We start from the raw sequence: 11,659 nt of genomic DNA, 5'->3' as shown, positions 1-11,659 counted from the left end.
TAGTAAGCACACTTGTCTTTTGTTCCGCAAGGGGGCTGGCGTGGACTTTCTGAAAAACGGCCTGACGGAGACGCCAGCCAGGGCGCTCGCCCGGGCTTTCATAAGGGAGGGCAATGGACCCACTTGCAACGATGATGCTAAGCATGCTTATTGTAGGTATGTAGCGATGAAGGGCGATCCCCGCTTTGCCACCTACAGGAAGGCCACGGCCCGATGACCAGTAATCTTGATCCGGATGCCCGGAACAGCTATCGACTGATCACCCTGGCGGCCCGCCTGGTCCAACGGAGGCAGGATGAAGCACTGGCTCCGCTGGGGCTGACCCGAGCCGCAGTCATTGCCCTGGAAGGACTGTCCGGCGGACCCTTGAACCAGGAGCGGCTCGCTGATGCGATCCGCGTGCAAAGCCAGACGCTGGGCAGGGTCCTCACCCGGCTGGAAGCCGCGGGACAGATCACCAGGACGCGGCAGGCCTCGGACCGCCGCCAGTTGAAGGTCGAACTGACCGACGCCGGCATTGTGGCGCTGGAGGCAGCGCGGCAGGCGGAAGTTGACGCCTACCCCGATGACCCCGATATTGGCTGGAGTGTGCTGCGCGAAGAACTGGCCAAGTTCATCCGGGCGGCACCGGCGGGCAGGAACTCGGATGTGGTTCCCTTTGCCCCGCCCCAGCACAGGGCCGGCCACGAGCGGACCACGCACGGGACGCAGCCTTCTGAGCGGTCCTCACGGGACCGGACGGTCCACGACCGGAAGGGTCACGGGCCTCCCGCCACGGGCGGGCTGCACGGACTCGACCAGTCGCAATAACAGGACCGAGGCCTGCCTGGCTCGGTGCCGTCGTGTGCCGCTAGGCTGCGCAGGCGTCCTGCAGTGCCTGTACCGACTCTGCCGGCACCTGGTCTCCGGCTTCCGCGATCTCGCCCAACGGCGTCGTGATGTCCGTGGGGACTCCGGCCGTACGTGCAGCAGAAACCAGCCCGGCCAGCACCTGCTGATCCTGCACGCTCACCAGGCCGTCCTGGACCACGGCGCAGATCTGCTTGTTGACCTCGTCCGCCGCTGCTGTGGCAACCTTGGATGCGGCATTGTTGGCCGCATCGGTTGCGGCCTCCTCCACGGCTCCGCAGCCGGCGAGCAGGAGCAGGAGCGGGGCGGCGGACAGGGCTGCGAAGCGGCGTTTCATGCCTCCAGCCTAACCGCCGCCGCCATCATGGCCTGGTGCATTCCGGGGTTTCACCGTCCGCTGGCAGCGGGAACGCCGAGGATGCCGTCCAGCAGGACGTTCCGGAACTTCCCCTCAGGATCATGGGCCGAGGCGAGCGACCGGAAGCCGGCGAAGCGCGGGTAGAGCTGCTCCCAGTCGAACCGCGACGGCGCAAAGAGCTTCCCCCAGTGGGGCCTGGCGCCGAAGGGGCGCAGCAGGTCCTCGAGTTCCGGGAGGAGCGCTTCGACGTCCGCCTGCAGCGGCTTCCACGTGAAGTGCAGGGCCACGCTTTGCTGCCGGTAGAACGGGCTGAGCCAGAATTCATCGGCTGCTCCAGTCCGGATTTCCGAGATGAACAGCAGCGGAGCCAACCGGTCCGCCAGGGTGCGCACGGCCTCGATGGCGGCCGGTGCGTGTTCCAGCGGCAGGATGTACTCGCTCTGCAGCTCCTCGCCCTTGCTGGGCGTGAACTCGTGCCGGAAGTGCGGCAGCCTGTCCAGCCACGGACCGGCCTCGTCCAGCTGCTGCGTGCAGTTCTCGGCGGACATGTCCGGCAGCGGATGCCGCGGACGGGTTGCGGCGGTGGCACCGAAGAGCCCGGCCAGCGGAGGTTCGCCGTCGAGGGCCTTGAGCCAGACCTGGCTGACCGAATCACCCACGTAGGTGGTGAAGAGGCTCACGCTGTAGGCGGCGGACACTAGGGCGTTAAAGTTCACCAGTGCGGCGTCCCATGGCAGGTTTTCGAGGACGCGTTGCCGCATGCGGAAGCTGGGCCGGGTGGAGAGTTCGACGGCGGTGACGACGCCCAGGGCGCCAAGGCCCACCACGCTGGCCAGGAAGTCGTCCCCGTCAGCGCGGGTCAGGGTCCGGACTTCCCCGGACGGCCGGACCAGCTCGATGGACTGCACCTCGCCCGCCAGGGACTGGTTGTGGACGCCGGAGCCGTGCGTCCCGGTCTGGATGGCCCCTGCCACCGAGATGTGGGGGAGGGACGCCAGGTTGTGGATGGCAAGGCCTGACTGTTCAAGCGCCCGGCACAGTTCGCCGTAACTGACGCCCCCGCTGACCCTGACGGTCTGCCGTTCGCTGTCCGGCTCGATGCTGTGCGGCAGGCCGTCCAGCAGGATGTGCAGTCCTTCAGTGTCGCCCACCCGGTTGAAGGAGTGCCGCGAGCCCAGCGCTTTGACCCGGGGCGCCGCCGCAACCAGGGCTGCCAGCTCGTCCACCGATCCTGGCCGGTGCACGGCGGACGATGCGTATTCGAGGTTTCCTGCCCAGTTCTTCATTGAGGTGGCTCTCCGGTCGGGTTCGTGGCTTCATCAACAGTCAGCGCTAACAAATAGGGGTGTCAAGGCACTTCCATAGCGTGGCACGGCGTGCCAGCGGGCCGGCTTCCACACGTTCTCCCGGCCCGCCGCACGCTCCGCGGTGCGCGTCTCAGTCCGTCCAGTGCCCCGGCCGTGCCAGCACCGGCGGAAGCCGCGTGCCCCCGTTGCCCCGGGCCGAGGTGACCTGCGCCTGCGTGAGGAAGAGCGCGCCGGCCAGGTCGGCGTCGTCGAGCCTTGCATCCCGCAGGTCGGCACCAAGGAGGTCCACGGCTGTGAGGTCCGTGCTGCGGAGGTCGGCGCCTATCAGCAGTGCGTTGCGAAGGTCCGCCCCGCACAGCTGCAACCCCCGCAACCCGGCACCGGCAAGGTCCGCGCCGGCGTGCAGGCGGGTGGCCGGTCCGGCGTCGTCCGTAAAGTAGCCGGCCCGGACCTCCTCACTGACGGTCCGCAGGAGCTGCGCGGTGCTGTGGTGCAGGGCCTCCACGTCGAGTTGCAGGACTGCCTGCGCGCCGCTGGCCGCTGCCTCCTCGAGCGTCATCCGAAGGTGCTGCACGTCGGCGGCAGTATCCGGGCTGTAGGTCCGCCGGTGCGCCTCGGCCAGGTGCCAGAGCATCTCGTGGAGCTGCTTGACCACCCGGAAGGCCCCAAACATGGCTGGCTGCGACGCAGGGTCCTCCCGCCAGCTGATCCCGCCAAAGAGGCCCTGGCTGACCGACTGGCCGGCGCCGAAGCAGTCGAAGACCGTGCAGCCACGGAATCCGCGGGGCCTGAGCCGGTTGTGGATGGTGCAGGAGAAGTCGGTGGCAAGGTTGGGGCATTCGGCAGCGGGCGGTTTGTCGATGGCGAAGTCTGCCGAGCGGGTAAAGCCGAAGGCGGTACAGCAGAGCGCGAAGCAGTTGGCGCAGTCAGGCCGGAGGGTGTCCTGCGTGAGGAGGGGCGTGCTGTGTGGATGGATGTTCATGGGGTCTCCCGAAGATGTTTCCGATAAGGGTGCCGGGTGGAGGGGAACCCAAAACTGGGTTCCCCTCCATGGCATGCGGAATCACCGCCCCGTTCGTAACCGGGGGCCGGAGTGACGGGTGAAGACTGCGGAAGCTGTGGGTCACAGGCAAGATATGAAAATCACTGCGTCCAGAATAGCTGCTGCACCCAGGTCCAGGCAGGGCTATTCGATATCTCCTGCGGACGTGGTGCGCGGCGGGGGTACGCGCCGGTTTCCCGTGGCTTCGAAGGCTGCCGCGAGGCGCAGCAGTTCCGTGTCACTGTAGGCCCGGCCGGCGATGGTCAGTCCCACCGGCATGCCGATGTCCGCGGCCAAACCCATGGGAACCGTGACGGTGGGAATGCCCAGGTGGCGCGGGACCAGGTTGCCGTTGGACACCCAGACGCCGTTGCGCCAGGCCTGATCGGCGGAGTCCTTGTTTGTGTCGGCGTCCGCGGGGCCCACGTCCGCTGCGGCGGGAAACACCACGGCATCCAGGCCAAGCCGGTCCATCCACTGCTCCAGGTCCATGCGGCGGGTCCCTTCCAGGCCCTCCAGCCCGGCGCGCAGGTGCGGGATCTCCGCCAGGGCCGGGGCGCCGTGTTCGCGGATCCACGCCGGATAGTTGCTGATGTCGTCGTCGAAACCGTCGTACCTGTCCGGCAGGGAACCGTCGGGTGCCGGGAAGATGTCGGCGCCCTTGACGTCGGCCAGCCGGTTCAACCGGGGATCGCCGTTGGCGTCCAGGAAGTCGTTCCAGGCCCAGGCTGAGAGGTCGACGATTTCGCGGCGGAGGTAGTCAGCGGACACCAGGCCGCGGGTGGCGATGGTGGGGGCGCCGGGGCGGTCGCCCTCGTAGTTGGAAACCACGGGGAAGTCCACCTCCACCACTTCCGCGCCGGCGGCTTCGAGGTCGCGCCGGGCCGCGTTCCACAGGTCGATGATGGAGCCGCGGGTGTCGATGCGCCTGCCGGTGGGTCCGCCAATTCCCGGGTTCGGAGCCGTGCCGGCGTCCGGGTCGGCGTTGATGTACATCCTGGGGACGCCGAACCGTTTGCCGGTGAGCACGCCTGCCGCGGCTGCGCCGTCCGGAACGGCCAGGTCCATGTACGACGGCGGCCGGACAGCAGATGCCCTGGGTACCGGGATCCACTGCTGGACACGCCAGAAGTCACCCCGGGTTTCGGCGTCGTCAGCCACCACCACGTCCAGGACCTCCAGCAGGTCCGCCATGGAGCGGGCGTGGGGGACCACCACGTCCATGGTCGGCACCAGGGGCCAGTTGCCGCGCACGGAGATGACGCCGCGGGAGGGCGTGTAGGCGCAGAGTGCGTTGTTGGATGCCGGGGCGCGGCCTGAAGACCAGGTCTCTTCCGCCAGTCCGAATGCAGCGAAGCTTGCAGCCGTGGCCGTGCCGGAACCGTTGGAGGAACCCGATGCGAAGGCCGCGGTGAGGTAGTCCGCGTTGTAGGGGCTCTCGGCACGGCCGTATACGCCGCGCTGCATACCTCCGTTGGCCATGGGCGGCATGTTGGTCAGGCCGATAAGCACGGCACCGCCGGCGCGGAGCCGCTCGATGGTGAAGGCGTCCCGCTGTGCTACCAGGTCCTTGAATGCCGGTGACCCGGCGGCCACCGTGAGGCCGCGGGCCTGGTAGCTGTCCTTGGCGGTGTAGGGGATGCCGTCCAGGGGGCCGAGCAGGGATCCGTCAGCCCGCCGCCGGTCCGATGCCCGGGCCTCTTCCAGCGCATCCGGATTCATCACCACCAGGGCGTTCAGGCATATTCCATTTGAGTCATACTTCTCGATCCGCGCCAGGTATGCCCGGACCAGGTCCTCGCTGGTGGTTCCGCCCCCCTCGAGGGCCGCACGGAGCGTGTTAATGCCGGCTTCGACTACATTGAACGGGCTCATGAGGCGCTTTCCCCGGGTGCCGGCTGCTGCTGGGTGATGCAGTGGATGCCGCCGCCGAAGGCGAAGATGTCCCGGGCGTCCACCAGTTCAACCGTCCGTCCCGGGTAGGCGCGTTCCAGGATGCCCTGGGCAATGGCGTCATTGGGATCGCCGAACGCGCACAGCACCACCACGTTGTTGGCGACGTAGTGGTTGATGTAGGACCAGTCCACGTATCCCTCCTCATCCGATTGGACGGTGGGCGCCGGAACGTCAATGATGCGCAGGGGCCGGCCCTGGGCGTCCAGTTGGCCCTGCAGGACAGCCTTCAACTGAAGGTATACGGCATGGTCCGGATGGTCCGGGTTGTCCTGCCGGTGCAGCAGGATGGTGCCGGGCCCGGCGAAGGCGGCCACGATGTCCACATGGCCGCGGGTGCCGAATTCGCCGTAGTCGCGGGTGAGTCCGCGCGGAAGCCAGATGGCCTTGGTGGTGCCCAGGGCCGCGTGGATTTCGGCCTCTACGGATTCCTTCGTAGCTCCGGGGTTGCGTCCGGGATCCAGCTGGACTGTTTCGGTGAGCAGTACCGTCCCTTCACCATCCACGTGGAAGCCGCCGCCCTCGTTGACCAGCGAACTGGAGCGGACGGGGACCCCGGATTGTGCTGCCACCGCGGAGGCGACTTTCCGGTCCTTGTCCCAGGCAGCCCACTCCTGCGCACCCCAACCGTTGAAAACCCAGTCGACGGCAGCCAGCGAACCGTCCGGTTGGTGCACGAAGCTGGGTCCGCTGTCCCGGATCCAGGCGTCGTCCAGCGGAATCTCCACCACGGCGACATCGCCGCCGAGCCACTCGCGGGCTGCGGTGGCATCCCGGGGATCGGCCACTACGGTGACGGGTTCATACCGGGCAATGGTCCGGGCCACGTTGGTCCATGCCGCGCGTGCGCGGTCCAGGGTGGGGCTCCCCGCTGGCCCGAAGGTGTCGTTGGGTGGAGGGAAGGCCATCCACGTCTGCTGGTGGGCGCCCCACTCAGGCGGCATGACACCGGAGGCGGCGGCCCGGGAAGCCGGGGTTGCTTGAACGGGGGCGGCGCTGGCTCCGTCAAGAGAGGCATAAATGAATGTCATTCATTTAGTATGCGGAGTGCAGCCCGGCCGCGCAAGGGGTCCTGCCCAAAATGACGGCTGCTGGGAAAAGCGTCCAGCGGCCGGGTATGCCGGTGCCGGCCGAAGCCTGGCGGACTCAGCCTCGCGGTGTGCCCACGGCGGCCACGATGGCCCTGCCCAGTTCGTTCGGCTTGGTGAACTGCGGCCAGTGGCCGGTGGGCAGGTCCACGTACTCCACGTCCTTCATCCGGCCCAGTTCAGCCACGAAGGGGTGCCCTCCCGCGATCCACTCGCGCAGCATCGCGGAAGGAAACTCGCAGGCAATGACGGTGGCCGGTACGTGGTAACGCCGCTCGTCATGGAGATGCTGCGGATCAAAGGCCACGCCCTTGGGCTGCGGGACGGCCCGGGCACGGAACTGTTCCCGCAACGCATCGTCGAGGTCCACCAGGTCTGCGTCTTCGAATCCTTCCCAGGGCGGAAGCGGAATATCATGGCCGTCCGCCTCAAGTTCGTCATTGATCACCCCGCCCTCGCCAAGGGGGCCGCTGTCCACGTAGATGGCCCGCGCCACACGCTCCGGCCGGGCATCGATGACGCCGTGGATGATGGCGCCACCGCCGGAATGGCCCACCAGCACCGCCTTTCCGTCGAGCCCATCCACTGCAGCCACCACCGCATCGATGTGGTCCTGCAGGCCGATCCCTGCGCGGTTGGCGTCTTTCGACTCCAGCCCGGGCAGGGTAAGGGGAACGGGGCGGTGGCCGGCAGCTTCAAGCGCCGGCACCACCGCGTCCCAGGAAGAAGCGTCCAGCCAGAATCCGGGAACGAGGATGATGTCCATGACCGCACCCTACTCCCTGGGGGTGACAGCGACGCCCCTTCACCGGCTTTTGCGGCGTTTGCCCCCGGCCTTCTCCCGCTGCTCGGCAACCTCCCGCTCCGCCCACCGCTGGGACTTGCCCACGGACACCACCTTCTGGTGCCACTCGCGGTAGTAGGCCCGCTGGGCCGCGACGTCGGACCGGCGCGCCAGGGCCGCCAGTTCCCGCTGCATCTTCAGGTAGGACTTCCAGCGGCGCTCCGGCAGGGCTCCGTCGTCGATGGCCTCCCGGACGGCGCAACCCGGCTCGTTGCCGTGCCCGCAATCACTGAACCGGCACGTCCCGGCCAGCTCTTCCACGTCGCCGAACATTTCGCCCAGCCCGTCCTCGGCGTCGAACAGCCCGAACCCGCGAACGCCCGGGGTGTCCATGAGCACGGTGCCGTTGGCCAGCGGCACCAGCTCCCGGGAGGTGGTGGTGTGCTTGCCCTTGAAGTCCCCGGACCGGACCTCGCCGGTGTGCTGGACTTCCCGGCCCACCAGGGCGTTGATGAGCGTGGACTTGCCGGCGCCGGAGGGGCCCAGCAGCACGATGGTGCCGCCGGCCGGGATGTGTGCCAGCAGTTCGTCGATCCCGTCTCCGTTTTCGGCCGAGGTGGTGACCACCTCCACTCCCGCGGCCTGCAGGATGACCTTCCCGACGACGTCGTCCGCTATTTGCGCAAGGTCCGCCTTGGTGATGATCACCAGGGGAGTGGCGCCGGAATCCCAGGCCGCCACGAGCGTCCGCTCAAGCCGGTTGTGCGTGAGGGGCCGGTCCACGGGGACCACCACCCCCACCGTGTCCATGTTCGCCGCCAGGACCTGCTCGGCGGACGAGTCCTCGAAGGCGCGTTTGCGGCTCAGTTCGGACCGGCGCGGAAGGACGGCCAGGATCTGCCGGTCACCGGCCCGGTTGGGCCCGATCCAGACCCAGTCGCCGGTGACGGCAGCCTCACCGCTCAGTGGATAGGGGAGGTGAAGGAGTCCGTCGGCCACTGCCACGAGCAGCAGGTTGCGGTCCACGCGGACCACCCGCCCTCGTCCGGTGCCCTCGGGGCAGGGATGGTCCTCGAAATATCGGGCGACGGCGGCCGTGTAGCCGAAACCGGAGGGGCCGTCAGTAGTTTGTTGGTTGATGATGTTGCTGTCCAGGGCGTTGCCTGAAGAAGTGTTCAAGGTGTTTCCTCGGGAGAATGTCCCGGTGCACCGGCGCGCGTCAGGCGCTGGCGGTGCAGGCGGGGAAAAGGGTTGGGTTGATTGGGGCGGGGCGCCCGGGGCGCGCGGCAACTGCAGTCATCAAAACCACCTCCATTCCCTCGAAGGTTCCCGTCGTCCCTGCCGGGAACGGCAGGGCGGAACCGGGACCCACTCTAGCGGCGTCCGCCGTCGGGGGCTAGGTTTCGGCGCAAAAAAGGTGCGGCCTCCCGCAGGAGGCCGCACCCTGGTGCTGGAACGCCGGTCAGACGCTGGTGGCGTCCTGCACCTCGCCCACCAGCTCTTCGATAATGTCCTCGAGGAACAGCATCCCGGTGGTGGCGCCCTCGGCGTCGGACACCCGGGCCACGTGGGCGCCCGTGCGGCGCATGGCTGCGAGGGCGTCCTCAAGTTCGGAGCCTGCGAAGGCCGAGGCGAGCCGCCGGATCCGCTTGGCGGGCACCGGCCGGGCGAACTTCTCCGGCGAGGTGAGGTCCATGACGTCCTTGAGGTGGAGGTAGCCTGCGGGTTCGCCGTTGCTGTCCGTGAGGATGTAGCGCGAGTACCCGTGCCGGGCCACGGCCTGCTGGATGTCGGCCGGGGTGGCAGTCTCCGGGAGCAGCACGATGTCCGCCAGCGGAACCTGGACGTCGGCCACCGTCTTGGCGGTGAACTCGAACGCATTGGTCAGGGCGCCGGTGGTGTCCTTCAGCATGCCGTCGCGGGTGGACTGCTCCACGATGTTGGCCACCTCGTCCAGGGTGTAGGCGCTGGTGGCCTCATCCTTGGGTTCCACCTTGAACAGGCGCAGGATGCTGTTGGCGATGCCGTTCAGCGTCCAGATGACGGGCTTGAAGATCCGTGCCACGACTACCAGCGGCGGGGCCAGGATCAGCGCAGCGCGTGTGGGGACCGAGAACGAAATGTTCTTGGGCACCATCTCGCCCAGCACCACGTGCAGGAAGGTCACCAGCAGCAGCGCCACGATGAACGCGATGATGCTGATGGCCTCGTAGGACAGGGACGTCAGGCCCAGCGGGATTTCCAGGAGGTGGTGGATGGCCGGCTCGGAGACGTTCAGGATGATCAGCGAACAGACGGTGATGCCCAGCTGGCTGGTGGCCAGCATCAGCGTTGCGTGCTCCATGGCCCACAGCGTGGTTTTGGCCGCCTTGCTGCCCGCTTCCGCCTTGGGTTCGATCTGCGACCTGCGGGCCGAGATCACCGCGAACTCGGCGCCCACGAAGAAGCCGTTGACCACCAGGAGCACGGCCAGCCAGATGATGCCGGGAAGATATTCACTCATGGGTCAGCTCCCGGGTGATGTTGTCCACGATCCTGTCGTGCGGGCTTTGCGGTGCTTCACCGGATTCGGCGGGCGTGAAGCGGAGCCGCTCCACACGGGTCTCCAGCGCGCGCTCCACACGGAGCGTGCCGCCGTCGACCTCCACTTCGTCTCCGAGCTCGGGCAGCCGGTCCAGCTGGTCCGTCACGAAGCCGGCAACGGTGTCGTACTCGCCGTCCGGCACGCGGATGCCGGTGCGGTCCAGGAGTTCGTCCGGGCGCAGCGCGGCGTCGAAGGTGATGGAGCGCCCGGTGCGGACCACGCCCACGCGGGCGCGGTCATGCTCGTCCTCCAGTTCACCCACGATCTCTTCCACCAGGTCCTCCAGCGTGACGATCCCGGCGGTGCCGCCGTGCTCGTCGGAGACGATGGCCACCTGCAGCCCCTGCTTGCGGAGCAGGTTCAGGAGGGTGTCAACGCCCATGGATTCGGGAACGCGCAAAGGTTCGATCATGAGATCGCCGGCGGTGGTGCCGGCGCGGTCGGACAGGGCGACGGCGAACGCCTGCTTGACGTGCAGCACACCCACCACGTCATCACGGTCCCGGCCGATCACCGGGAAGCGGGAGTAGCCGGTGGACTTGGCCAGGCTGACGATGTCCTCCGCGGTGTCCGCGGTAGCCACCGCGGTCATCCGGACGCGCGGCGTCATGACTTCCACCGCGCTGTGTTCGGTGAAGCGGAGGGTCCGGTGCAGCAGCGTGGCATGGTCAAGATCAAGGACGCCTTCGACGGCGGAGCGGCGCACCAGGGAGCTCAGCTCCTCCGCGCTCCGGGCGCCGGACAGTTCTTCCTTGGGTTCGATGCCGAAGCCGCGGATAATCTTGTTGGCGGTGTTGTTGAAGAGCAGGATCACGGGCTTGAAGACCGTGGTGAAGAGCGCCTGGAACGGCACTACCACCTTGGCGGTGGCCAGCGGCAGGGCCAGGGCGAAGTTCTTGGGAACCAGTTCGCCGATCACCATGGAGAAGATGGTGGCCAGGAAAATACCGGTCACGGACCCGATGGCCGGCACCAGTGTTTCCGGCAGGCCCGCGGACGTCAGCGGGCCGTTGAGCATCCGGCTGATGGCCGGCTCGAACGTGTAACCGGTGAGGAGCGTGGTGAGGGTGATGCCCAGCTGTGCACCCGAAAGGTGGGTGGACGTGATCTTGAGCGCTTTGATCGTGGGCGCGAGGCGTTTCTCGCCGCGGGCCTGGCGGGCTTCGAGGTCGTGCCGGTCAAGGTTCACCAGGGCGAACTCGGAGGCGACGAAGAAGCCGGTGCCGACGGTCAGGACCAGGCCGATGCCCAGCATGATCCATTCATACATTGGGGCGCCCCTCTCCTGTGGTGGCCGGTGATCCGGTCAGAAGGCAGAGGGGCCAGGGCATATGTGAAGGAGGGTCGTCCATAATGCATTCAACTTTACGGGACGGCCGGAAGTTCCCGCAGCGTCATCCACGCATTTCCAGCGCCCGCTTCTGGCGTCCCGAGATGGACGAGACGTAGCCGCAGTTGGTGCAGGTGATGCGGAATTTCCGGGACGTGGTGAACACCGGGATGAAGAACAGCGTGAACTTGGTGGCCCGCTCAACCAGGGCGTGGTGTACGTGGGCGCGGCAGTGCTGGCACGTCCCGGGCCTGCCCGGGAGGGCTTTGTCGACCGTCTTGAAGCCAAAGAGAAGGAGCATGGCGGGCCTTTCTGGTGGCTTATGCCGGTGATCCGGCAGCATCTTCCACCCTAGGCGGTCCGA

At 67.5% G+C, this 11,659-nt stretch carries 11 protein-coding genes; 1 reads left to right on the top strand and 10 read right to left on the bottom strand.

The genetic code is table 11. The features are described from left to right. The first annotated feature begins 213 nt into the window (after window positions 1-213). Window positions 214-810 carry a MarR family winged helix-turn-helix transcriptional regulator gene (locus OVA06_RS18015; protein ID WP_261618772.1) on the top strand — a complete coding sequence of 199 codons (597 nt, stop codon included), beginning with the start codon at window positions 214-216 and terminating at the stop codon, window positions 808-810. A gap of 40 nt (window positions 811-850) precedes the next feature. Here OVA06_RS18015 and OVA06_RS18010 read toward each other — a convergent pair whose 3' ends face one another. From OVA06_RS18010 to OVA06_RS17965, 10 genes are all read right to left on the bottom strand, one after another. Further along, window positions 851-1,186, bottom strand: coding sequence for a hypothetical protein (locus OVA06_RS18010; protein ID WP_268160205.1), 336 nt, complete (start codon window positions 1,184-1,186; stop codon window positions 851-853). A gap of 50 nt (window positions 1,187-1,236) precedes the next feature. Then, complete coding sequence (locus OVA06_RS18005) at window positions 1,237-2,493, bottom strand: FAD-binding protein (protein ID WP_268160203.1); 1,257 nt, start codon at window positions 2,491-2,493, stop codon at window positions 1,237-1,239. Between the two features lie 151 nt (window positions 2,494-2,644). Continuing rightward, the gene (locus OVA06_RS18000; protein WP_268160201.1) at window positions 2,645-3,496 is read right to left on the bottom strand and encodes a pentapeptide repeat-containing protein; all 852 of its coding nucleotides are present in this window, start codon (window positions 3,494-3,496) and stop codon (window positions 2,645-2,647) included. 204 nt (window positions 3,497-3,700) lie between these two features. Next, complete coding sequence (locus OVA06_RS17995; RefSeq protein ID WP_268160199.1) at window positions 3,701-5,431, bottom strand: amidase; 1,731 nt, start codon at window positions 5,429-5,431, stop codon at window positions 3,701-3,703. Then, window positions 5,428-6,540 (bottom strand): agmatine deiminase family protein, encoded by a 1,113-nt coding sequence (locus OVA06_RS17990; RefSeq protein ID WP_268160197.1) that lies wholly within the window; start codon window positions 6,538-6,540, stop codon window positions 5,428-5,430. The genes OVA06_RS17995 and OVA06_RS17990 overlap by 4 nt, the downstream gene beginning before the upstream one ends. Before the next feature lie 115 nt (window positions 6,541-6,655). After that, window positions 6,656-7,363, bottom strand: a complete 708-nt coding sequence (locus tag OVA06_RS17985) for an alpha/beta fold hydrolase (RefSeq protein ID WP_268160195.1) — start codon at window positions 7,361-7,363, stop codon at window positions 6,656-6,658. A 39-nt stretch (window positions 7,364-7,402) separates the two neighbouring features. Further along, window positions 7,403-8,560, bottom strand: a complete 1,158-nt coding sequence (gene rsgA, locus OVA06_RS17980; RefSeq protein ID WP_268160193.1) for a ribosome small subunit-dependent GTPase A — start codon at window positions 8,558-8,560, stop codon at window positions 7,403-7,405. Window positions 8,561-8,843: 283 nt separating this feature from the next. Further along, window positions 8,844-9,884 carry a hemolysin family protein gene (locus OVA06_RS17975; RefSeq protein ID WP_268160192.1) on the bottom strand — a complete coding sequence of 347 codons (1,041 nt, stop codon included), beginning with the start codon at window positions 9,882-9,884 and terminating at the stop codon, window positions 8,844-8,846. Then, window positions 9,877-11,235 carry a hemolysin family protein gene (locus OVA06_RS17970; RefSeq protein ID WP_268160191.1) on the bottom strand — a complete coding sequence of 453 codons (1,359 nt, stop codon included), beginning with the start codon at window positions 11,233-11,235 and terminating at the stop codon, window positions 9,877-9,879. The genes OVA06_RS17975 and OVA06_RS17970 overlap by 8 nt, the downstream gene beginning before the upstream one ends. Window positions 11,236-11,359: 124 nt before the next feature. Beyond that, the gene (locus OVA06_RS17965) at window positions 11,360-11,596 is read right to left on the bottom strand and encodes a zinc-ribbon domain-containing protein (protein ID WP_056077355.1); all 237 of its coding nucleotides are present in this window, start codon (window positions 11,594-11,596) and stop codon (window positions 11,360-11,362) included. Between the last annotated feature and the right edge of the window lie 63 nt (window positions 11,597-11,659).

The sequence above is a fragment of the Pseudarthrobacter sp. SL88 genome, assembly GCF_026672455.1.
GTDB lineage: Bacteria > Actinomycetota > Actinomycetes > Actinomycetales > Micrococcaceae > Arthrobacter.
Note: the sequence above shows the minus strand (reverse complement) of the source record. Positions and strands in the feature narration are given on the sequence as shown.